This window comes from Candidatus Thiodiazotropha endoloripes, assembly GCF_001708965.1.
GTDB classification, from domain to species: Bacteria; Pseudomonadota; Gammaproteobacteria; order Chromatiales; family Chromatiaceae; genus Thiodiazotropha; species Thiodiazotropha endoloripes.
On the sequence record NZ_LVJW01000003.1, the window covers coordinates 299,275 to 321,506 of the forward strand.

The 22,232-nt window shown below is 51.0% G+C and carries 26 protein-coding genes; 9 read left to right on the forward strand and 17 right to left on the reverse strand.

Features of this window, described 5'->3' with window-relative positions; all coding sequences use genetic code 11:
- Nucleotides 1-9: 9 nt before the first annotated feature.
- The 7 genes from mnhG to A3193_RS01380 all read right to left on the reverse strand — a co-directional run bounded on the left by mnhG (nucleotide 10) and on the right by A3193_RS01380 (nucleotide 5,151).
- Complete coding sequence (gene mnhG / locus A3193_RS01350; RefSeq protein WP_305781991.1) at nucleotides 10-312, reverse strand: monovalent cation/H(+) antiporter subunit G; 303 nt, start codon at nucleotides 310-312, stop codon at nucleotides 10-12.
- On the reverse strand, nucleotides 309-608 hold the full coding sequence (locus A3193_RS01355; protein WP_069004408.1) for an MrpF/PhaF family protein: 300 nt from the start codon (nucleotides 606-608) through the stop codon (nucleotides 309-311). The genes mnhG and A3193_RS01355 overlap by 4 nt, the downstream gene beginning before the upstream one ends.
- On the reverse strand, nucleotides 608-1,084 hold the full coding sequence (locus A3193_RS01360; protein WP_069004409.1) for a Na+/H+ antiporter subunit E: 477 nt from the start codon (nucleotides 1,082-1,084) through the stop codon (nucleotides 608-610). The genes A3193_RS01355 and A3193_RS01360 overlap by 1 nt, the downstream gene beginning before the upstream one ends.
- 372 nt (nucleotides 1,085-1,456) lie before the next feature.
- A complete protein-coding gene (locus A3193_RS01365) occupies nucleotides 1,457-2,677 on the reverse strand; it encodes an HD domain-containing phosphohydrolase (RefSeq protein ID WP_069013857.1) in 1,221 nt (406 codons plus the stop codon).
- Between the two features lie 240 nt (nucleotides 2,678-2,917).
- Nucleotides 2,918-3,595: a peptide-methionine (S)-S-oxide reductase MsrA gene (msrA, locus tag A3193_RS01370; protein WP_083218534.1), complete on the reverse strand. Its 678-nt coding sequence runs from the start codon at nucleotides 3,593-3,595 to the stop codon at nucleotides 2,918-2,920.
- Between the two features lie 229 nt (nucleotides 3,596-3,824).
- Complete coding sequence (locus tag A3193_RS01375; protein WP_235614880.1) at nucleotides 3,825-4,523, reverse strand: glutamine amidotransferase; 699 nt, start codon at nucleotides 4,521-4,523, stop codon at nucleotides 3,825-3,827.
- A gap of 61 nt (nucleotides 4,524-4,584) precedes the next feature.
- Nucleotides 4,585-5,151 (reverse strand): MarR family winged helix-turn-helix transcriptional regulator, encoded by a 567-nt coding sequence (locus A3193_RS01380; protein WP_069004411.1) that lies wholly within the window; start codon nucleotides 5,149-5,151, stop codon nucleotides 4,585-4,587.
- A gap of 108 nt (nucleotides 5,152-5,259) precedes the next feature.
- Between A3193_RS01380 and A3193_RS01385 the strand changes: the two genes are divergently transcribed.
- The 4 genes from A3193_RS01385 to A3193_RS01395 all read left to right on the forward strand — a co-directional run bounded on the left by A3193_RS01385 (nucleotide 5,260) and on the right by A3193_RS01395 (nucleotide 7,785).
- The gene (locus tag A3193_RS01385) at nucleotides 5,260-5,502 is read left to right on the forward strand and encodes a thioredoxin family protein (protein ID WP_068987827.1); all 243 of its coding nucleotides are present in this window, start codon (nucleotides 5,260-5,262) and stop codon (nucleotides 5,500-5,502) included.
- Entirely contained in the window at nucleotides 5,502-6,245 is a 744-nt protein-coding gene (locus tag A3193_RS01390; RefSeq protein ID WP_069004412.1) for a hypothetical protein, read from the forward strand. Before A3193_RS01385 ends, A3193_RS01390 begins: the two co-directional genes overlap by 1 nt.
- Before the next feature lie 711 nt (nucleotides 6,246-6,956).
- The gene (locus A3193_RS20335) at nucleotides 6,957-7,082 is read left to right on the forward strand and encodes a single-stranded DNA-binding protein (protein ID WP_139116933.1); all 126 of its coding nucleotides are present in this window, start codon (nucleotides 6,957-6,959) and stop codon (nucleotides 7,080-7,082) included.
- A gap of 382 nt (nucleotides 7,083-7,464) precedes the next feature.
- On the forward strand, nucleotides 7,465-7,785 hold the full coding sequence (locus A3193_RS01395) for a cytosolic protein (protein ID WP_069004413.1): 321 nt from the start codon (nucleotides 7,465-7,467) through the stop codon (nucleotides 7,783-7,785).
- A 94-nt stretch (nucleotides 7,786-7,879) separates the two neighbouring features.
- Here the strand turns inward: A3193_RS01395 and A3193_RS01400 are convergent, their stop codons facing one another.
- The 4 genes from A3193_RS01400 to A3193_RS01415 all read right to left on the reverse strand — a co-directional run bounded on the left by A3193_RS01400 (nucleotide 7,880) and on the right by A3193_RS01415 (nucleotide 12,387).
- Nucleotides 7,880-9,289: a C13 family peptidase gene (locus A3193_RS01400; protein WP_069004414.1), complete on the reverse strand. Its 1,410-nt coding sequence runs from the start codon at nucleotides 9,287-9,289 to the stop codon at nucleotides 7,880-7,882.
- A 114-nt stretch (nucleotides 9,290-9,403) separates the two neighbouring features.
- Nucleotides 9,404-10,096 carry a DUF599 domain-containing protein gene (locus A3193_RS01405; RefSeq protein WP_069004415.1) on the reverse strand — a complete coding sequence of 231 codons (693 nt, stop codon included), beginning with the start codon at nucleotides 10,094-10,096 and terminating at the stop codon, nucleotides 9,404-9,406.
- Between the two features lie 226 nt (nucleotides 10,097-10,322).
- Nucleotides 10,323-10,529 carry a YgaP-like transmembrane domain gene (locus A3193_RS01410; protein ID WP_069004416.1) on the reverse strand — a complete coding sequence of 69 codons (207 nt, stop codon included), beginning with the start codon at nucleotides 10,527-10,529 and terminating at the stop codon, nucleotides 10,323-10,325.
- A 166-nt stretch (nucleotides 10,530-10,695) separates the two neighbouring features.
- The gene (locus tag A3193_RS01415) at nucleotides 10,696-12,387 is read right to left on the reverse strand and encodes a sigma-54-dependent Fis family transcriptional regulator (protein ID WP_069004417.1); all 1,692 of its coding nucleotides are present in this window, start codon (nucleotides 12,385-12,387) and stop codon (nucleotides 10,696-10,698) included.
- Between the two features lie 416 nt (nucleotides 12,388-12,803).
- Here A3193_RS01415 and A3193_RS01420 point away from each other — a divergent pair, with 416 nt between their 5' ends.
- The 5 genes from A3193_RS01420 to A3193_RS01440 all read left to right on the forward strand — a co-directional run bounded on the left by A3193_RS01420 (nucleotide 12,804) and on the right by A3193_RS01440 (nucleotide 15,892).
- A complete protein-coding gene (locus A3193_RS01420) occupies nucleotides 12,804-13,154 on the forward strand; it encodes a 2Fe-2S iron-sulfur cluster-binding protein (protein WP_069013858.1) in 351 nt (116 codons plus the stop codon).
- Nucleotides 13,155-13,211: 57 nt separating this feature from the next.
- Nucleotides 13,212-14,138 carry a catechol 2,3-dioxygenase gene (locus A3193_RS01425; protein WP_069004419.1) on the forward strand — a complete coding sequence of 309 codons (927 nt, stop codon included), beginning with the start codon at nucleotides 13,212-13,214 and terminating at the stop codon, nucleotides 14,136-14,138.
- Nucleotides 14,138-14,560, forward strand: a complete 423-nt coding sequence (locus A3193_RS01430) for a GlcG/HbpS family heme-binding protein (RefSeq protein ID WP_069004420.1) — start codon at nucleotides 14,138-14,140, stop codon at nucleotides 14,558-14,560. Before A3193_RS01425 ends, A3193_RS01430 begins: the two co-directional genes overlap by 1 nt.
- A 171-nt stretch (nucleotides 14,561-14,731) precedes the next feature.
- Complete coding sequence (locus A3193_RS01435; RefSeq protein WP_069004421.1) at nucleotides 14,732-14,929, forward strand: tautomerase family protein; 198 nt, start codon at nucleotides 14,732-14,734, stop codon at nucleotides 14,927-14,929.
- A 12-nt stretch (nucleotides 14,930-14,941) separates the two neighbouring features.
- Nucleotides 14,942-15,892 carry a ketopantoate reductase family protein gene (locus A3193_RS01440; protein WP_069004422.1) on the forward strand — a complete coding sequence of 317 codons (951 nt, stop codon included), beginning with the start codon at nucleotides 14,942-14,944 and terminating at the stop codon, nucleotides 15,890-15,892.
- A 251-nt stretch (nucleotides 15,893-16,143) separates the two neighbouring features.
- On the opposite strand, the gene A3193_RS01445 is transcribed toward A3193_RS01440, so the two are convergent.
- From A3193_RS01445 to A3193_RS01470, 6 genes are all read right to left on the reverse strand, one after another.
- A complete protein-coding gene (locus tag A3193_RS01445) occupies nucleotides 16,144-17,115 on the reverse strand; it encodes a hypothetical protein (RefSeq protein ID WP_069004423.1) in 972 nt (323 codons plus the stop codon).
- 212 nt (nucleotides 17,116-17,327) lie between these two features.
- Nucleotides 17,328-17,603 carry a hypothetical protein gene (locus A3193_RS01450; RefSeq protein WP_069013859.1) on the reverse strand — a complete coding sequence of 92 codons (276 nt, stop codon included), beginning with the start codon at nucleotides 17,601-17,603 and terminating at the stop codon, nucleotides 17,328-17,330.
- 30 nt (nucleotides 17,604-17,633) lie between these two features.
- Nucleotides 17,634-18,167 (reverse strand): hypothetical protein, encoded by a 534-nt coding sequence (locus A3193_RS01455; RefSeq protein ID WP_141694748.1) that lies wholly within the window; start codon nucleotides 18,165-18,167, stop codon nucleotides 17,634-17,636.
- 169 nt (nucleotides 18,168-18,336) lie between these two features.
- Entirely contained in the window at nucleotides 18,337-19,779 is a 1,443-nt protein-coding gene (locus A3193_RS01460) for a phospholipase D family protein (protein WP_162273722.1), read from the reverse strand.
- Between the two features lie 382 nt (nucleotides 19,780-20,161).
- On the reverse strand, nucleotides 20,162-21,568 hold the full coding sequence (locus A3193_RS01465; RefSeq protein ID WP_305781992.1) for a TRAP transporter large permease: 1,407 nt from the start codon (nucleotides 21,566-21,568) through the stop codon (nucleotides 20,162-20,164).
- On the reverse strand, nucleotides 21,565-22,197 hold the full coding sequence (locus A3193_RS01470) for a TRAP transporter small permease subunit (RefSeq protein ID WP_069004427.1): 633 nt from the start codon (nucleotides 22,195-22,197) through the stop codon (nucleotides 21,565-21,567). The genes A3193_RS01465 and A3193_RS01470 overlap by 4 nt, the downstream gene beginning before the upstream one ends.
- Between the last annotated feature and the right edge of the window lie 35 nt (nucleotides 22,198-22,232).

Consider the following 22,232-nt stretch of genomic DNA (forward strand, 5'->3'; position numbering starts at 1 on the left):
CCCACCGGCTTATTTCTGGTCAAGCTTGGGCTTGAGACCGCTGTGTTGTGCTGCGTATGCCAGCGCATGAGAAGCAGTCGGGCTGGTAAAAAATAGGAATATGAAGATCAGGGCCAGTTTAAAGGCCGCAATACTCCATCCGGCCTGCAGCGCGAGACCCAGCAGAATCATCAAGGCACTCAGGGTATCGGTTATTCCGATCGCGTGCAGGCGGGTATAGAAGTCGGGAAAGCGGTGGATCCCAATTCCGCCGACGATGCCGAGCGCAGCGCCAACCAACAGAAAGATCGAACTGAGAATATCGATAATCACTTCGGCTCTCCCTGTTTCGCATCACCATCGAGGCTGTCCGAGGTGTGAAAATTACCCTGTTCGACCAGCTTGAGGGCGGCGACGACACCAATGAAATTGATCAGTGCATAGACCAGTGCAATGTCCAGTACATCGGTTCTGCCGGATAGAAAAGCCAAAACCGCAATCAACAGCACCGTTTTGGTGCCATGCATGTTAACCGCCGCAATACGGTCATAGGTCGTAGGCCCTGATAGCGCGCGCGCGAGGGCCAATCCCATGGTGACCAGGATCGCCAGTGAAGCTGCAATATACATTATTCTTTGAAAACCCGGTTGGTAATCTCTTTCGACATGGTGTCGGTGGCCAGATCGGCGGCTGCCTCCTTGCTGAGCGCATGCACAGTGAGGCTCTCTTCCGATATCTTAATCGTGACCGTTCCAGGGGTCAGTGTAATGGAATTGGCATAAATCACAGCCCCGAGGTCGGTTTGTTGCGACTGAGGGATCTCAATCATCTGTGGACTGATCGGTGTTTTTTCCCAGCTTAGGATCCGTTTGATTACGTCGATATTCGCTTTGATAATCTCGCCGAACAGATAGAAATAGTAACTGGGGAATTTTAATGAGAGATGCAGCGGGTAGCTTTCGTGATCGATGACATTCATCCGGTGGGATAGGAATGCCGTGAGTGCAATCGAAACTGCCCCCAGGCCCAGCAGCAGGGGTTCGAAATGTCCGGACAAGGCGATCCAGAACAGAAACAGCAGTACGACAAAGCTAAAATATCTCATTTCGATGGTCTAGGTTGATTCGTGTTTTCAAATGACCCGCGCGCCCGGACAGATTATTGCATGATTCCTGGATCTGTTCCGCTGCGGTCTTGAATCCGCCTGTCTTAGAATGTTACGGCGATTACCCGTTGCGATGATATGACAGTGATGGGTTAAAATCCAGCTGAGGTGACCGTACAAACCCTCTCACTGGCGACTTTTCCACATGATGCGGCAAGCCGGGCCAGGGTGACCAACATGAAATGTTTATTGTCGTCGATGCTGTCTGATGAGCTGCTGGAGTCTGGTTGGGGAAAGCGGTTTTTTCATTTGACCAACTTATATAATAGGAGTAGCCACAAACGCCGGCATCCGGCTATCCTGATGTTATCTTCATACGGAAACAGCAAGTTTCAAGCATGTCTCCGGTTCCGCCTTTACGAGCTCGACCAGATCGGTATCCAGATGACCCGATTCGGCCATTTCTCCGATCAACTCAAGTATCTTCGGCAGTGCCATCGCTGCCCGATAGGGGCGATCCTGGGCGAGTGCCTGAAACACGTCGGCCACGGCGATGATCCTGGCCTCCCGAGTCAACTCCTCACCGATTCGACGAAAGGGGTATCCCTGTCCATTGGGGGCTTCATGATGGTAGGCGGCCCATAGGGCGATATCCTCGATCCCCTCGATTTCACGCAGTACCTGGTAGGTCTCAAAACTGTGTCGGTGGAGCAACAGCTTGTCGTCGGCGTCCAAAGGCCCAGGTTTGTCGAGAACCTGATCCGGCACCCGCAGCTTGCCCAGGTCATGGAGCAGTCCGGCCACTTCGATGCGCTCGCAGGTATCGAAAGCCATACTCGAGCGCTCGGCCAAGTGGCGTGCCAGGCGTGAAACCCCGACGGAGTGTTCGAAGGTGAAGTGGCTCTTGGCATCGACGATGGTGGCGAAAATACGCGCCATCTGTTTCAGTTTTTCAAAAGAGACCGGTTGCGGGGTAGTGAATCGCTCCATGTCGAAGAGAAAGCGCTGCAGGTGGGGTGGTTCCAGCATCATCCAGAACGCCTCAGAGTTTGAAACCAGCACAAATAGTTCCACCAGATCGGGGCTGAACAGGGTTCCGGCATACTCCTGAATCTCCTTACGGATATTCCCGGTCTGTTGAAGCAGATCCTTACCATAGTGGATGGCAGATAGTGCATCGACCCGGTCGACCATGAAGATCAGGTTGGCGTCGCGGGCGATTTCAGGTTTCACATCGCTTTCCAGCAGAGACTCCCAAGGCGTATGGTGGTAGCGCACGACCTGGGCGTAATCGTGAAAATAGGAGAAGCTCTCAAGCAGGGTTGCGCCGATCGCGGAGTGGGCATCGGCTCCCTCCCAAACCATCTCCTCAACCAGATGGGTATGTTCCTCCGTGGAAGAGACACCGCAGTCGTGCAGCATGCCGATGTGGAACAGGCGCTCACGAGCCTCCTTGTCCATGCCCATCATCTCAGCGCACTTGAATGCCATGTAGCCCACCCGCTTACCGTGGGCAGTTTCGTCGACCCCGACCAGGTCCAGTGCGTCGGCCAGGGCGTAGACGACCTGACGCAAATCGATTGAAACAGTCACGATAATAGATCCCCCCTATGTGAGCATGGTAGCGTCTGGCATCGAAAAGTCTTTAATAATGTAGGGGTATTGGGCCTGGAAACAGTTCTCGTTTTCACCACTTAATTGTGATTGGTAGAGAGTTTTGAGTGTTGAGGATCTCTGTCAGACGGCACTCTTCAGGTGTCTCTCCAGTTGTGTCAACAGAATCTGGTCCTGTCCTTGTCAGGTTTTTTTAACTCCTAGGCTGTCGAAGTCTGATCAAATTTCATCCGTATGTTTGTCGCAATATTTGGTGTAATCCACATGCCGCTCCTCTCCCCAAACATCATCCACAAACTGATAACGACCGGAGTTGAATGTGTAAAAGTTGTATCGGACCGGGTTCTTTTTATAGTAATCCTGGTGTTTCTCTTCCGCTTGGTAGAATTCAGTAAAGGGTACAATCTCAATGGTCACCGGATCCTCGTAGCGCCCGGAGGCATCCAATTCAGTGCGCAGTTTTTCCGCAATTCGTTTCTGCTCACTGTCATGGTAAAAGATGGCCGGTCGGTATTGTCTGCCCCGGTCGTAGAACTGACCACGGGAATCGGTAGGATCCATCATTCGCCACAGAGCCTGTATCAAGCCTGTGTAGCTGATGACCTGCGGGTCGTAATAGACCTGTACGGCCTCGGTATGGCCGGTCATACCGAGGGCAACTTTACGGTAAGTCGGGTTTTTTTCCACGCCGCCGCTGTAACCGGATACAGCCTCTTTGACGCCAGGCAGCATCTCAAATCCGTTTTCGACACACCAGAAACATCCGCCGGCAAATGTTGCCACTGATAACCCCTGCAACTCCTCTTCTAACGACGCTGCCCGGTTGGCTAGAGGCTGAGAACAGCCAGAGATTAGCATTGCAATGGCCAACAGGCTGCCATACATGGAAAACTTCATCGATAGATCCTCAAAGCAATCTTTAGATTAGTGCTGATTATCAATCGCAAAGTTCACCGGTCAGTCACGAGAAAATCACAAAAGTATCTCCTCCAGGAGCAAATGAAAAGCTTGTTAACACGGTCTATCTAACAGCTGAAATCAGCATACATAGCAAAAGTGCTGATTTTAAGCGTAAACAGGGAGTTACCTATAAAAGTCCTGTACAGACACTCTTCAGCTGTTCGCGTTATTTATCATTACTGAAACCGACTTCTGCTAACCAGCGTTGGAAGGCATTAGTGGCAGCAGACCTCAGTGAAGCGCTGCTCTGGTGTGTATCTGAGCGTAGCTTTGCAATTGTGACTCCGGGGGTCTGTGCGATTTCACCCGTATGGCCGATCAGCCAGGGTTCTATACCGTAAGCGCCGGCTTCGATATGGAACTGCAGTGCCAATGAATTGGGGCCAGGAATGAATGCCTGAACTGTGCAGTCGGGCGTATAGGCAAGGCTCTCTACATCAGCGGGTAGCTCACACACCTCACCGTGCCAGTGCAGCACCGGGGTGTCACCTAATTCGGTGAGTACGGATGCCTGACCTGCATCCGATAGGTTAACCGGCGCCCAGCCGATCTCTTTCACCGGTCCGGGGCGAACACTAGCGCCGATTGCACGGGCGAGAATCTGTGCGCCAAGGCAGATGCCGAGGGTCGGCTTGGCGGTGACAAGCCTGGTTTTGGCAATAGCGATTTCGTCAGTCAGGAAGGGATAGTCGACCTCATCCATTACGCTGATCGGTCCACCCAGAAACACCACCAGATCTGCCATCTCGGCAGTTTTTCTGTCCAACTCCCAGGCATTGACATAATTTATCTCAAAGCCGGACTTTTCAAGCAGGGGTTCGAGTAAACCAAGGTCTTCAAAGGCGACATGACGAATTGCGCACACGCTCCTTCTCATTTTCATACGCCCCATTATTACAATCCTTATCTTCGGGTGGCAGTTTGCCTCAGGCTGCGGCCTCATGCTCACGGCAAATACGCTGCACATCATCCACCGTTAATGGCTGCTGAACCAGATTGCAGTAGTAGCCACCATCTTCTGAGCGCCCGTTGTAGCGACAGGTGTGGCATACACCAAAACTTTTCATGCCATTACTTTGCAGTAGTGCCATAACCAGTTGATTGAGAGCGTGATTGATCTGTGTGCGGGCTTTTTTTGACAGATTATCACAGGCATTCGTCAGCATCGGAGGCGGTACCAGTCGATCCAGCAGCTTGCTGCCCTTTGCGGTGAGTCCGAGATGGGAGACACGTTTGTCTCCAGCATCGGTACGCCTTAACAACAGCCCTTTTTGCTCGAGTACTTTGATGGTCTGGGAGACTGTGCCTTTTGTTTGGCCAAGATAATCGCTCACAGCCAATGGCGTGTCCGAATAGCGATTGCAAACAGACAGGTAGTGTAACACCTCGAGCTGTACAGGCTGCAGGCCATGCTTGATACCGCTTTTGCGTAGATCGGTACGCAAAAGTTCGCTGAGACGCTCAAGGTGATTATAGAGGCTATTTGAATCCATAGGATTATAGTATCGACTAAAAACTAGTTTGACAAGCTTGAGATCCTCTGCTAACTTGATAATGGTATCGAGTCGATACAATAATCTTAATCATACGAGGAGTCACTTATGAAAAAAGCTATTTTCTACCATGCGGGTTGCCCTGTCTGTGTCGCTGCGGAACAACAGGTTCTTGATGCGTTGGACAAGGGACGTTACGAATTGGAGGTGGTGCATCTTGGTGCAGACCGGAGTCGGATTGTTGAGGCAGAACAAGTCGGTATCCAATCGGTTCCGGCGCTACTGCTTGACGGGGGGGTCTTCCACATCAACTTCGGCGCCTCCTTGGCGGATGTGAAAGGAGGTTCGTGATGCAGGGTGGCTCATTGATCTCAGTAATAACGCTTATTTCGCTCTCATTGCCGGTCTGTGCTCATCAGGATCACCATGGTGGCATCAGGGCGGATCAGGGTAATGCGAAACTGGCGCCTTTCGATATCATCCATACGAAGATCAGCAGTGAGGGCAATACTGCGCTGTTCCATATGGCCGTTTCATCGAATGCGGGTTCCAGCAAGCCAACGGCAACAGGTCAACTTGCAGGCAGTCATGTATTTTCCTACGTCTGGCCAACCTCAATTGATAGCTATAGCGTGGGTTTTGAACATAACGCCGGTATTCTGGCGTTGGCGGTGACCTCACACCCTGATTTCGATGATACACCCCTGTTCGATGAGAACGGTGATGGTGATGTGAAGAATGACGGGGCTGTTTGGCACAGTCACTGGGTGGTGTTGCAACCCAATGAACGTTGTGGCGAGGGTGCGCTGGGTGTGGTCGATATAGCGGAAGGCGCGAAGCCCCGTTTACCCAATACCTGGCCTGGCTTGCCCATCTTGCTCGACAGCCCCGGCTGGGATCCCATCTTCAATGGCGAGATTGTCGAGGTTCGGGTTCCTTTCGCCGATATCGGTGTCGTTGAAGCCGCAAGTTTTGATGGTGTCACGGCAGGTTTGCGTGTCCACCAGAGTGTTCATGCGCCTCTGCTTTGTGTTGTCGACGTCATGGATGTGGCCTCCGGCGATTTAAGTCTGCCGGGCCGGGTGAATCGTTAACAGTGAGTCTGATTGTCGGCGTCATGCCAGTTTGTCTCGAGGTATGGTGCCGGCTGTGGTTTCAGCTATAGAGGATGTTACTGCTGTGTATGAGGAAATCGAAATAGCGACTTAGAGAGAAGCCGTCATGTGAATGAATAGACACACATGAGGCCGAATTGGCTTGTCCTTTGAACACTCAATGCGTATGGATAGGCGACTGATACTATTTACACTTGATGCTTTTACACAGTTTGATGCCTTTCACTGAGCCTGGATGACTTTGAGATTTCGTTTCAGGCGCTTGCGGTTTTGCGGATTCTCTTCCTGGTCAATCCTGAATTTCAAGGCTACCTTCTGTTTTATGAGTTATTTCAGTAAGGTGCGGATCTTGTCGCGCTTCTCTTTATGTTAGTGCCGATTATCAATCGCAAAGTTCACCGCCCCGTCACGAGAAAACCACAAAAGTATCTCTTCAGTTCTAATTAAAAATGGCGTCTTCAGTGCCTAAATAATGGCTGATATTCATGAGCATGGCAAAGTATTGATTTTAAAAGTAAAAGGGTATTGTCAGGCAAAAGTTCTACGTGTTTCTTGCACTCATTTTTGCTGGATGTCGATAAGCGTGGACGATGGTCTATACAGCACTTCCAGTTTGTATGGGTATAATCAATCAGGCAGCGCTTTTTGTGTCGTATCAACGGTTTTAACACAGTTGGGGATGTATCGATTATGAGCAATATTCTGATCGCCATTTCGTTGGTTATTCTGCTTCTAATTGGCGTGGCAGCGCTTTTTCTGGCTGGTGACAGTCATCAGGATTCGTCCAAGGACGAGCTGAAAGATGATGAGTTTTAAAATAAAGAATCAGCTTGTTTGTGAGTCGCTGTTACGGCTTCGATAGAGCGCCTTCGATGTTGTCTGCTTAGCTGGGTTGTATCGATCCTTTAGTCTGCTTATAAGCGCTATTTGAGATCATTGTTCTATTGGGAAAAGTCATTAAAATGTATTGCAGAATTGAATATCTCAATGCATATCCGACGCTTTTTTCAAGCATCTCTGCTGCCACTAAAAAATCCCTTTGGAAATCAGTACTCTACTCGGTACTGGTCTGGCCGCTTGGTGAGATCTACGGGAATGGATCACTTATATTTGAAAGTGGCTGGTGTTGGTTGAGCTAAAATTAAAAGAGGTAATGATGCAAACCTTCAATCCATAATCCCACGGCAGGGAGGTAGCCATGAAAACCTTTATGCTGATCACTGGAAGCGGTCCGCTGATGATACTCACATCTCACTCATCCATCGAAGATCCGCTGATTCTGGAGAAGCTCGCCATCAAGGGTATCGAGAAGTTTATTGCCTATGAGGTGCCCTATGATCTGGCCAAGCTGCGTTATGGTGGCCACTTCAATGTGGTTGCCAATGACCTGCATGAGAGTGATGATCTGCGTGTACTGGATTACAATGGAGAGCGAACTTTCAAACTCTTCTCATTTGCAGAACTTGGCACCCCGGTACTTCACGAAGCCAGTGGTTCGACTGTATCTGCTGTTGCTTGATTCCATTGAATCACTAGGTAGATAATGTTGTTTGAGCTCACCAGACCTCAGGGTGCTCTGAATGTCTGGGGTTTGGCCTGGGACAACACACCAGCTATCGATAGGTTTGCCGATAGGTAGTGGACTCGCTATACCGCATCTCACCTAGCTGGCTAAGTTTGTCACGGATCTCATCACCGACGAAACGTTGTGGTAGTGAGTGCTTGCGCTGTTCGCGGAGTTCTTTCTGCTTTATCCACTTTGCGGCGATGTCGAATGCTTCAATGAAATCGGGTTCTTTGTCCAAGGCGTGTTTGAAGTAGGCGGTACCAAAGTCTGTGAACTCGCTTTTGACGCCGCAACCGAATGATTGACGATCCTTTTCTGCTGCTGTGATGATCAAAGTGTTGGGCGTGCGTAGCGGTTCGATGAAGCCGCCTGAATAGCAACTGGATACGACGATGACCCGCCAAAGAATGCCGGCTTGATCGAGGGCCTGCCGTAGTTGCAATGGTGTTATGTCGTCCAAGGGTACAGGGCCAAAGTTCACTGAAAATTTGGGATCCTTACTGCCATGTGAGGTCATGAACAGAAACAGTATATCCTCTTCTGTATCCATGATTTCGCCAATTACCGACAGGCTGTCGGATAGATTGTGACGGTTGGCAAGGGGGTATCGAGATAGCGTGTCGATGTTATTCACCAGTGACATCGATCGTCCGCTTGTATCGAAACGACGATCGAACAGTTCGCGCACATACTCAACTTCATTGAGAAAAACATTTTCCAAGCCATATCCGGCTACAGTGACCAGATAGAGATCGGTGATTCCGGGGCGTTGTGAAGTCAGGCCATTGAGTGTTTTATCCACCATCGGATACTGGTCATAGAAGAGGTCTTCTATGCTGAGTTTGTATAGCTTTTCATAGAGGCTGTCGCTCTGTGGGGGTTCATCGCTGTACCAGAGTTGTGAATACGGAAGAAACACGCTACTTGACAGGGAGAGCAGGAAAGCGGTTGTTGCAAGATAAAACGATTTTCCAAGTGATAGCGAGAGTACGATTCGCATCAATCTCAGAATGATGTAGAGATGCCAGGCTAACAGTAGCAGCAGCAGTAGACCGCCACTCTGCGGGTGGTCGTAATAGAGGTGCGTTGGCATGCTCAGGGTTTGAAAAACAATAATGAAAATTGGCATTGATGAGAGATAGGCGAGTATCAGTTTGCCCGTGTCAGATGTATTGGCGTGGACCAGTCTGGAGATCGCCAAAAGAATCAACAGATCGAAGAGATAGACAGCACCCAGGTGGTTGAGTCCATAGGCAGAGAAAGTTGCTGGTTTATCAACAGCCAGATAAGTGACACTGATTTCGAGGCTGAATATCAGTGCGAATAGCCAGAGCAGTTGGTCTATAGAGTAGATGAAGTTGTTAGGTGTCAGCTGTTGGTTGCTGGCGAGTCTCAACCCGGCTCTGAGGTTGATGGTAAGTGCGATCAATTGTCTTGGGAGAGATTTTGCTTCCATGTCAATGCTCTGGATTCCGTTGTTGTATCGTAGCAGGTATCGGCCGTTAGTTATTAATCCTTAGTTTTGCTTCAGTTCGGTCAAGGGAGCCTGTTTTTGCGGTTGCCGCAGTCGCTAACGGGCGGAGAAATCATCCGGATCACCGAGCTCCTTTAACATGCCGGATTTGAATTCGCGACGATAGAGTACGCCAACCACCAGTGTGGTAGCGAGAATAAACAGCAGAGGATGGAGAAACCAGCTGAGGAAGGCGAGACCAAAATAGTAGGCCCTGAGTCCCCGGTTGAATGTATTGGAGGCCTTGGAGCTGACCTTGGCGGCCCGTTCCGCAAAGCTGTCACTCCATGCCGGCAGCTCATGGCTCATAGGAGCGGCGCCGATAATGGTGGAGAGGTAGTTGAAGTGGCGCATTGACCAGGTGAATTTGAAGAAGGCATAGATAAATACAAGTAACAGTCCCAGCATCTTCAGTTCCCATACTTCCCGGCTGCTCTTTACTGCATAACGCAGATCGCCCACGACTTCCATGGCGGTATCCATTGTGCCCAGTACCGCAATCAGTCCGGCGAGTATGAAGATTGTTGTGGAGGCGAGAAAGGTGGCGCTTCTGGCAAGAATCAATACAATGTTGGAATCCACGATGCGAACATCCCGATGCATCATCTCACGCATCCACTGCCTTCGATAGCCGTGCATGGCGCTCATCAGTGTCAATTTGTCGCGGGCTCGAAGGTCTGCAAATCGGGTATATCCGATCCAGCAGATCAGAAACCATAGCAGTGCGCTCACATCGAGTATGGGTATCATTAACTTTCACGGGTTTTCATGAGTCTATAAGTTTAATCGTTTTTCCGGCGTAGAGAAATTCTGAAGTTGTTGCTTGATGGGTGAACATTGCGGCTCAGTCGATAAATCCATTATCGCGAGGTTCGGCGGAAATTGGAGAGGTTCTGTTCAAGGTCTTGTACATCAATGGGTTGGGTAATATGAATCAATGGATGCGTGAGTATCCATTGATTCATGATTCAGCGCGTCAGCCAAAAACGCTACCCGTTTTCACGCCCATCATTTTCAACAGCAAAGGCAATGGGCAGAACTTGGTGAAGGGTGCCTGGAAAATCATGAAACCGACAAAAATCGAGGCATAGAGAAAAAAGATATTCTGTGTGGCGAGATAACCGCCTACGGTTGCCATGATCAGAATACCGACAATGGTAAAAGTGATGCGTTCTACAGACATGGTTAAGAGCTCCTGCTTGGTTGCCTACGTGCGACCTGATTGTCGACGATAGGCAGATTATCCATGGGTGCTTATCGGAATCTGCAACATTTGTTACATTCAGATGCGCTTGACGGAAAGTTGCATCTTCAAGCTGAAGGTGGGCTTCAGTTCGTCTTAACAGGCTCTAGGGTGTACTGTATTTTTTTAACCGATAGGCCATCTGGGGTCTGGTTAAACCCAGCATTCTTCCGGCGGAAGCGAGGTTGCCTCTGGCCCGCTCGACGGCTCTGTCGAGGAGTCTGTTTTCCACGGTTCCAAGGGGTATGTTCTGCTCCAGTATCTGGTCAAGCATTCGATCGAATAAAAGGCCACTGTTTTGTGGGCTGGGGGAGTCCGCCAGGGTGGAGGTTTGAGTTTGTGCTGTGGCTGCGGGTTCCACACTGAGTTCAGGGAAAAGGTTTGGCAGGTCGATGTGTGTGTCATTGGCAGTAATGATCACACCCCGCTCGATAATGTTCTCCAGTTCACGGATGTTGCCGGGCCAGTCGTAGTTTCTCAGCGCCCTGAGTGCCCGTTCGGTGATCCCGGGGGTACGTTTACCATGCAGAGCGGTGTACTTCTCCAGAAAACGATTGACCAGGGCCGGTATGTCATCTTCCCGTTCGCGTAAGGCGGGGATCAGAATTGGAAAGATGTTGAGTCGGTAATAGAGGTCCGCACGGAATTTGCCTGCATCCACAGCCTGCTGCAGATCCACATTGGTGGCGGCCACCAGTCTGACATTGACCTTGCGGGTGCGGCTGTCTCCGATTCGTTCAAACTCACCTTCCTGTAAGACTCTTAACAGCTTGGCCTGTGCGGCGGGAGAAAGCTCTCCCACTTCATCAAGGAAAAGCGTGCCTCCGTGTGCACGCTCAAATCGTCCGGGGCGGGAGTGCTGGGCGCCGGTATAGGCCCCTTTTTCCACGCCGAAGAGTTCCGATTCGATGAGTGATTCAGGAATTGCGGCGCAGTTGATGGCGATGAAGTTTCTTTCTGCCCGGGAACTGATGCTGTGGAGTGCCCGGGCGAACATCTCCTTGCCGACACCGGTCTCGCCCAGCAGCAGTACGGTTACATTGCTCTCACCCGCCTTTTTCAGCATTTCGCAGGTTTTCAGGAAGGGCGGTGCGCTGCCTACCATGTCGCCGGGTGCGGTCTCCTCATCAAGAGAGTAGCGAAGATGGGCCACTTCCTCTTGGAGTTTGAGTAACTGGTCTGCGATATGGTCCGGATTGAAATATTTGAGATCCTCTTCCACATTGCCTTCCCACTCCTCGACCGGTTTACCTACATTACGACAGTGGCGGTCGCCCATGCCGCAGCACTCCGGTTCCTTGTAGAGGATAAAGCGGCCGACGATTTCACTGGTGTAACCGGTGGCATAACCGATCTGGGTCCAGCAGACTGATTCGGTGTGTACGCCGAATTGCTCGATATGAACATCTGCCTCGTAGGAGTGCTCCCAGATCAGATCGCCGAAATATCGGCCATTGGCGATGTCGACGTCGATCTTGATCGGTGAGACCTTTACGATGCCTTCCACCATGTGGAGTTTGGGCCCCATCAGCATCAGCTCTTCATCCGATGCGTTAGGCATCAGCTTACGGGCAAGTTTGGCGTCCCGGACTCCGGAGGCGTAACCCATTCTGGTCAGCAGTCCCCTGGCCCGTTCAATGCCCAGGGTCTCGATCAGCTCCTTGCGCAGAGAGCCCATGGCGCCGATATGCAACATGATCATGCGCTGGTCACTGAGGTGTATCCGGCCCTCCTCCAGGGAGAGGTTGAGCTCTGAGGGGAGGTTGAATTCAGAGCTCAGATCGATCTGTATGGCCATAGGGTCGTCTCAGGCTGGTATCAATTTCATGCTGACGATATGGTGAGAAAATAAAATCACGATATCATCAGAAAGTGATCATATAATAAGTATTGTCTGCTTTGTGACAGTGTAACTTAAAAATAGCAGTAAAAAATAACGATTGAAAATATAAATATCGATTTTAATTGTTATAACGATAAAATATTAGGGTTATCCCTTAAATAAGTGATCATTTAGTAATTTTTGCATTCAATTCCTCTGTTTTGGCTGATTTTGGCAGCGATCTGAGCTGACCGCCCGGCTGAGGTTGTTCTCTCCACGCGTCCTTCATGGCACACATTCTGCTCTAACCACTTCAAGGATCGCTTTTTCTCATCTGAGGGAGCCGGTCCGGAAACGTCGACTCAATACAACATTCAACACAAGGGGATCCGATGCGACACCGGGTGACGATCGAAAACTGTAACGAGACCTATCCCTGCTCAGAACAGCAGACCCTGTTACAGGGGATGGAGCAGCTTGGCAAGCGGGGCATACCCGTCGGTTGCCGGGGTGGTGGATGTGGTGTCTGCAGGGTTCAGGTGACCTCGGGAAACTTTTTAAAGGCAAAGATGAGCCGAAGCGTGATCAGCGAAGCGGATGAATCGAAGCGGATCGTGCTGGCTTGTCGCTGCACGCCGACCAGTGATCTATCGATCAGCGTGGTGGGAAAAATGGAAAAAGCCTTGAGAGCGGAGTGTCAGGTCGAGCCTGAAGATGAGGTGAGTGTTGCTGCTGTCGTCTGAGGCTCTGCAGAAGGGCTCAATAACGATACGATTTACACAGACAGAGAGGATTTAATCATGGCATTCAAAGGCGTACTCCGTCCCGGACTGATTCAGATTCGCGTTCTGAATATGGACGAAGCCATCAACCACTACCAGAATATTCTTGGACTCAATATCGTTAGTACCGAGGCTGACGGCCGGGTCTATCTGAAAGGCTGGGATGAGTTTGATCACCATAGCGTCGTATTACGTCAGGCGGAGAGCGCCGGCCTGGACTATGTAGCATTCAAGGTCGACAGCGACGACTATCTGCGGGAGATTGAACCCAAGATCGTCGCCTGGGGTCTGGAGGTGGATCATGTTCCTGCCGGTGAGCAGCCGGGTGTCGGTCCGCGTATCGGTTTCACCCTGCCAACCGGTCACCGCATCGAACTCTATCACCAGATCGATATGGCTGATGATCATCCCGGCATCACCAATCCGGATATCTATCCGCGTCGTCCCGAAGGCATGGGCGCCAGCCGCTTTGATCATCTGCTCTGTTACGGTCCCAACATCGGCAAGGCGCGGGAGTTTTTCTGTGAAGTGCTTGATTTCTATCAGCCCGAGAAGGTCGATTTGCCAGAGGGGGATGGCTCCCTTGCCATCTGGCTCACTGCAAGCAACAAGGCCCATGATATTGCTTTTGTTGAGCATGAGGAGCCAGGCAAGCTGCACCATGTGGCCTTCCTGTTGCAGGATTGGAATGAAGTGGGTGCTGCTGCCGATATCATCTCCATCAATGACGTTTCCCTCGATATCGGACCGACCCGTCACGGTATCACCCGCGGTCAGACCATCTACTTCTTCGATCCTTCCGGTAACCGTAACGAGGTCTATGCCGGTGGTTATACCGCCTATCCCGACCACCCGGTTCGGAGCTGGGATTTCGACCATGTTGGCAAGGGGATCTTCTACTATGAGCGTGCTCTGAATGACCGCTTTCTAACGGTTTTGACCTGATGGAGCTGGCGGTAAACGAACCACAGATCCACTGGCGAGCGGCTGCCGATGCGGTCACCGCCGCCGTGCAGCAGGCTGAGGAGATGGGGATAAAGATCAATGCCGCGGTGGTGGACAAGGGTGGTAATCTACTCGCCTTTCAGCGTATGAACGGTGCCTTTCTACACTCCATCGGCATCTCTATCGATAAGGCCTACACGGCTGCCGGGTTCGGTTTCCCCACCCGTAAATGGATGGATGAAATCCGTGATATACCACAGCTTCGTGAAGGTATCGTACACAGGGATCGTCTGGTGATCTTCGGTGGTGGCCTGCCCATTGTCAGCAATGACCAGGTGATCGGTGCGATCGGTGTCTCCGGTGGCTCCGAAGAGCAGGATGAGATCTGTGCCAGGGCAGGATTGCAGCGATTGGGGCTGTAAGCTTTTATTAACGTTAACAGGCCCAGGGCTCTCAGGGCATGGGGTACGTCAATGGTACCCCATGCATTTTTACTTTGGATCTGACAGCGTGTTTTATTGTCGTCCACTTTTTCATGCCGTAAATGGCGTGCGAAAGGGGCCTTGTCAACCGTCAACTAGTGAGGACTATTCATGCCATTGATTCAGGCAACCATCATGGAGGGGCGCTCCCAGGAGCAAAAGGAGGCATTCTATCAGGGTGTCACACAGGTCGTGGTGGATACGCTCAAGGTAAAACCGGAGCAGGTGCGTGTGGTAATACAGGAAGTGCCGAAATCCCACTGGGCGATCGGTGGGGTATCCGTAGCCAAGCGTGACGCCAAACCATAGCAAACCGATACGATGCGGTTTTTGATTCTCGGCGCTGGCGGTATCGGTGGTTACTATGGCGCACGTCTGCAAGCGGCCGCTCACCAGGTTCTCTACATGGCCCGTGGGGAGCACCTGAAAGCGCTTCAAAACAGTGGTCTGTCGGTACGCCACCCGGAGTTCGATTTCGAGGCAAAGGTCGATGCCATTGACCAGCAGGGTCTGCTCGATCGTTATCGTGCAGACGATTTCGACCTGTTGATCGTGACCGTCAAGGCTGGTGCTACAGAGTCAGTGATGCAGGACCTGAAAAGCTGGTTGAGCGGTGCAACCACGCCTGTGCTGTCTCTGCAGAATGGGATCGATAATGAGATTGCCATCGCTGCCCATATTGGAAGTGAGCGGACGATTGGTGGACTCGCCGTGCGAATTGGCGGGCATATTATTCGTCCTGGGGTGATCGAAGCCACCGGTGTGGCGCAAGTCGTAATGGGTGCCTGGAAGTGTGCCAAGGACCACCCTGGGAGACAGCAAGAGCTGAAAAGTGTGGCGGACTGTTTTAATCGGGCAGGCATACCAACCACATTGAGTGAAACCATTCAGAAAGCGCTTTGGCGAAAGCTGCTGATCAATAACGGGGTCAATCCATTGAGTGCCCTGACCGGATTGGACACCCGCAGTCTGACGGCCCATCCGGTACTGACCCGTACTGTCTACCAGCTGATGGAGGAGGTGGCGCTTGCGGCTGAGGCCGACGGCGTCGATCTGCAGCAGTGTGACATCGATGAAATGTATCAGTTGATCTGTCAGTTTGATGCCATCAAGACCTCCATGCTGGTGGATCGTGAAAAGGGGCGGCCATTGGAACTGGATGCCATCACCGGTGTGGTGGTGGAGCGATGCAGCAGACTGGGAAAAGAGGCGCCAATCTCAGCACTGGTTCAGGCATTGCTGGAGAATCAATTGAAGTTTGGAGATCGGTAGGGTCATAGGTGCTTGGCAGTTCTGAACGTAGTCGGAGGCACTCTCCGATATCTGAGTACCACTCTCTGACACTTCTCTTTTTCATGTTGCCATACTGCTGATCCATAAACTTCGACCATGATGGTGATAACGCCCCTCTCCCGTTGTGGGAGAGGAGCTTTTTCAGTCTTACTGCAGGGAAGATTGAAAGTTAATGGGACAGCAGTGATGTTGCTATCAACCCTGAGATTTAGGTGCCGGGTGAGTAATTACTACCAGCCTGCATTGTTTTCCTGCAGCAGTTGGTAATCTTCCCCCTGATTGTTGTTTATATTGGGATTGGCCGTTGGATCATTCGTGCGGTAATAGATACTTGAGTCGTTTGGATTGACATAGTTGTAGTCGTAGTAACCATCCGCTTCGTATCTTGTGCCTGTGTTGGGATCAACCAGCTGCTGTCTTTCATGGATGGAATCAATGTAGGCGCTGTGAGAGCGATCTGAAGCCGCGCTACGCTCCATGTAACTGTTATGGCTTCTGTCCAGTGCATCCATATTGGATTGATGTATCTGTTGCTGGCTCTGCTGGAAGGCGCGGTTTTTTGCACTCAGGTTATTCTGGAACTGTAGGTGTTGGGCATTCGCTGACTGCAGCCAGTTCGGATCATACTGGTAGGATTTGGCAAACCGCAGCAGCTCATTCTGAATCTGTGAATAGTCATGGGATTCAGACAGAGGTACTGTAAACCCGTACAGCTGCACGATCGTCACTGGCGCCCCGTTGTTGGGTAGAGAACTGACCGTCACGGCCGCGGAACTCTTCTGATTGTCCTGCTGGTCCACCACATCAAATCCAAAAGTAACAACCTGTTGCCCATAACGGAACAGCAGGTTTGCGTCCCGCTGCGTCACATATTGGGAGATGGTCGAAATTCTGTAACGATTTTCGATATTGGCATTGGGATTTTCAGCACTGACTTGCTGTAAAAGATTATTGAAATATTGCTCGGGATCCACCGGATTAGAGATGAAAGCGCCATGTAGATGGTAGATATAGCCGCCAGCAGCACAAAATGCTGTTGGTGTGTCGGGAATTTTTACATTGCAATTGAAGCTCTCGGGTACTGATACATAGGCGGTGGTGGTACCATTTTCCTGCAGTGGTACATACTTCAAGCCCTGTGCCTGTGTAATCGGGGTTACGATAAACAGCAAAGGTAGCAGCAAATAGATTAAAGGCTTCATTGTTTTCGTTGTCCTTAATATGTGTTCTAAACGTGCGGGGATTTACATTAAAAACCTGAGACTGATTGGAATATTCAAAGCTCCATGGTTTCTAAGGATAGCTTGAATGGTTTTAAAGTCACACGGCTTTCGTGTGGTTATTCAGCTGATTCGGGTTTGGTAGGATCCTTGCTGACTCTCGCCAGACTCCGGTTCGAGTGTTTCAATGATGACTAACCATTTGGTTTCTGGATGAAAATATGCCACTTGGGTCGTTTCCAGCTTTCCCGGAAATCAGCAACATCCGATTCGGCTGCCGTTTTGCTCTTTTCATTGCCGTCGAGGAAAAGTACCAGCTCGAACTGCTGTTCCGCTGAACCGAATTTTTCGTCGAACTGTTTTACGATCTGGTTGGCCGGGGTTGCCAAACGACCCATGATCTCGACCACCAGTAAGCTGAGTCCCGCGTACCAGAGATTGGTTTGATCCTCTATGATGCCCTGATTCACTGGGAAATCCGGTTGCTCACCGGTCAGACGTTAATTGAGGGAGAGGCGGGCGAATTCCGTTGTAATTGCAATATTCAGGTAGTGGAATTTTATCTTTGAGTAGGTGCCGGATTCGAACCCAAGTTCCACTACCCGCTCATTCAGCAGGATATGAACCTGGGAATTGCGTTCAGTGATCTGCAAAAAATCAAGTTCGTAGCGGTAGTGGGTAAGGAAGGCGGTGTAAGCGATGGGAAAGGCTCTCTTGCGTGTTACCTCATCCTGTTGCTTATAGTCTTCATGGGATTGACTGATTGAATCGAGGATCATCAATCTGTCGAGCAGGCTTACCCATGTAGATCGGATTTGTTGCCACTCTGTTTTGTCCGGCAGTTGGTTTTCAGTGGCATTCTGGTCGTTGAAGAGGTCAGTATTGAATTCCAGGTAGTCCACGATATCGGACAGCCCCTTGCGTTGGGTGAGTACGACCTGAAGATAGTTGTCCGGTAACTGTTGTGAAAAAATCTCACTGTCTGAGGTTGCAGAAACCACGATTCTGGGTGTGCATAGGGTGAGCAAAAGCATGGTGCGAATCAGTCACTTCATACCGGTTAGTCCTTGTTGTCGGCATCTCCAAGTCAACCTGTCCAGTATGCAGCTCGGGCATTTCTGCAGCTGACAGGACGACTGTATCTGTGAGTAACGCTTAGGTTAACAGATTAAAACAAGTCTGGTCATCTGAATCCGGGGTGCTTCAGAGTACAGGATCCAATGGCAGCAGGCCCCATAAGTCGACTTGCAATCTTTTCAGGAAACCAACCTCTTGCTGATCAATGTCAACCGAGGCGTCCCAGCTGTTTTCTGGCTGCATATCCCGGCGAATGGCCTGAGCAACCTGATGTGCAATTTTCGAATCATCAATCACCACACCCACTTCGGTATTGAGATTTGCCGATCTGGGGTCGAAGTTGAAGGTGCCTATGTAGGTGATCTGACGATCAATGACCAAGGATTTTGCGTGTAAGGCGAAGATGGGTGAGGTTTTGCCAAGCTGCTCATGCCGATCGATAAGTTGACGGTGGATCCCTGGATCGGGTTTGAATTCGTAGATGCTGATGCCAAGATCCAGTAGCCTCTGCTTCTGTTTATGATAGCCGGAGTAGGCTTGCAGATTATCGGTTGAGGCAAGGGAGTTGGTGACGATGGCGATCTTCACCCCTTTGGACAAAAGCCCGGAAAAAAATTCAAAACCGCCTTCCGGCATGATCAGATAGGGGCTCTCAATCAGTATCTCTTTCTCAGCCCTGGAAAGCAGTTCGATCAACGATGCAGTACTGTGACCGCCACCACCCAGGTTATTGCGCTGGTTGTTCTTGCCCGGTAGGTCATGGATATAGGCCACATCCGTCCAGTGCAGTTGGGTGAAAATCTGTTCGACCCGCGTCACCATATTGGTGATTGCGATGCGGATCTCGGGTGCGAAATTGAGTGGATTGCCGGCATATTGGTGGAGCCATTCGGTATAGTCTTCGATCTGCTCGGGGGTCAAATTGTGCTTCTCTTCTGCAAGCAGGTTGCTAAGAGAGACTGACAGGGGGCTTTGCCAAAAGTTGTCGAAACTTTGCTGTATCCGGGGTAATACAGAACCGGCAACCATCACATCCCGATCGCGGAAGTTATAGGTATGATCGTAATCATAATACTCATCGGCCATATTGCGTCCGCCGGTGATCGCAATGGTCTGGTCGTAGATTACGACTTTGTCATGCATGCGTTGATTGGAGCTGCGAAAGTCCGTGATCAGATGCCAGAGCTGTGACAGTGTTCCTCTGCCTACTGAGTGTAGCGGGTTATAGATTTTGATCTGGATGTTGGGGTGTGCATCCAGAGAGAGCAGTGTCTCCGGTTCAGCGTCGATCAACAGGTCATCGACTATGACCCTTACCCTGACGCCCCGTTCGGCAGCGGTGAGAAGGGACTCACTGGCAAGCGTGCCGATATTATCCGTACTCCAGATGAAATATTGTACATCGATTGTTTTCTGTGCGGATTCGGTGAGCCAGGCCCGGGTTAGCAGTGACTCCTCACCTTTTTCCAGAATATAGACACCACTCTGTCCCGGATGCTGTTGGCTCAGTTCATTCAAGTGTTCCAGGATACTGGCCTGTAACGACAGTGAGATCAAAAGAACCGGCACGATCTGAGTGCACAGTTTTACGATCCATTTTCCAAGTTTAACTGGTAAGTGCATGTTGTCGATTGTTTGATAAAGGCGCTATTCCCGAATCTCTCTGAAGATTTTCGGTTTCAATGGATTCATGAGGTAATGGGCATTTAGTTGGCTGAGGTATCCATAGAACAGGTTCCATGTATGGTAATGGTAACTGGTATCAGTATAAGGTGTTGCTATCACAGATACATCCATGGTTTTGAGAAGAGCATCACCGATAGAAAAACCAAATCAACCATTTTGTGGTCGGTATCAAGACCGTAGCGCGGATCAGGCCTTTTGGGTTATGTATCCAGGCTGGTCTGAAGAGCAAGTGGCAAATCCGATGTGGGGCAGAGATGGTAATACGTCATGCATAGCCGATCAGGCTGGGTAGCCAGAGGACTATATTCGGAAATGCGATCAGGGTGCCGATGGTGATCACATCAGCGACAAAGAAGGGAGTACAGCCGCGGAATACATCCTGAACCGTGCATTCAGGTCGTACGCCTGCGACCACAAAGCAGTTCAATCCGATCGGTGGGGTGATCAGGCAGAGCTCCGCCATTTTGACCACGATAATGCCAAACCAGATGGAGCAGCCTACGCCGGATACGCCGAATGCGGATTCCGCTGCGGTGACCGCCTCTCCGCCGTTCAGGGCGATCACGGCCGGATAGACCACAGGCAGTGTCAACAGCAGCATGCCGATGGCGTCCATGAACATGCCGAGTACCGCATAAGCGCAGAGAATCAACAACAGGGTCAGTATCGGACTCTGTTCCAGACTGACGATCCAGTCTGAAAAGGCGCTTGGCAGATCGGCAAATCCGAGGAACCTCACATACAGCAACACCCCCCAGATTATGGTGAATATCATTACCGTCAGCTTGGCGGTTTCCATCAGGGAGTTTTTTACTTCCGGCCAGCGAGCCCCCCGGTAGAGTGCCATGCAGAGAATCACGAAGGCGCCCAGTGCACCCGCCTCCGTGGGTGTGCCCACACCGCCGTAGATGCAAATCACGATAATCCCGACGACAAAAAAGATCGGCAGTGCCCCGGGGAGAGACTGAAAACGCTGTTTCCAGCTAAAGCCGGTGATCGGTGGGCCAAAATTTTTGCGGGTCTTGGCCAGCAGAATAACCAGGCCTCCGTAAATCAGTGCCGAAACTGCGCCTGGAAGAAAACCGGCCATCAGTAATGCCCCCACATCCTGCTCCACGATAATCGCGTAGATCACCAGAATTGCCGAGGGTGGAATCAATGAGGCCAGGGTGCCGCCGGCAGCGACCACCCCGGCAGCGAAACGTTTGTCGTAGCCGAGTTTTAACATTTCGGGTACGGCAATGCGGGCGAATACCGCCGATGTGGCCACTGATGCGCCTGAGACGGCGGCAAATCCCGCTGTGGAGAAGACGGTTGCCACCCCCATGCCGCCAGGTAACCAACCAAGCCAGCGTTTTGCCGCTTCGAACAGGGCACGTGTCAAACCGGCATGATAGGCCAGAAAACCGATCAGGATAAAAGTGGGTATCAGAGAGAGCGCCAGGGTGGAGACTTTGGAGTGGGGAATGGTCCCTGCCATTTTGACGGCCACGCCAAACCCTTTCTCAAATCCCAGCTTGGCACTAAAGATCCATAACAGACCGAGAAAACCGGCCAGGGCGGCAGCAAAGGCAACCCGTACGCCGATGACCACAAAAAAAAGCATCGCCCCGGTCACCCACAGACCGATGCTGATGGAATCCATGTTGGCCATGGTTTCGATCAGGCTCATGAGTGATCCCTGTTGCCTTCAAACTCTCCCATCACCGATTCTGCCTCCTTGGCTGCCACGGTGGCTGCGTTCTCGATCAAGGGTACGGCGATGGGTTGCTCGCCACCCTCTTTGAAGGCCCTGGCATAGCCCCAGATCTGCAGTATCAGGCGTACTGCCAAGACGCTTAGTGCCAGGGGCACTACCAGCTTGGCAGGCCAGGTGGGCAGGTTGATATCCAGCGATGAGTCGCCAATATCGTAGGCTCGCCAGAAGTGCAGATAGGAGCCATAGATCAGTACCAGAGTGACCAGCAACATCAGCACCACCGAAACCAGCTCGGCAAACCAGAGCAGCCGTCCATGTAACTGACCAATCAGCATATCCATTCTGATGTGGCCGCCAAGTCGTTTGGTGTAGGCGATGCCAAGAAAGGCGATAAAAGCCATCGCCTGTTCAACCCAGTCCACATAGCCATCTATTGGCATGGAGAAGAGCCATCGGCCCAGTACATTGACGGTGGCAAGTATCACCAATAGAAAGATGGTAATGCCGCCAATCAGATTGAGTAACGATTCCAGTCTGAAAAACAGACGATCAGCCAGGCTCAATCGCGATTCGTCATTCAGAATGGTTGCTGTATTGGACATGGTCCACCTCTAACCTGTCATCGGCGGCAGTACTG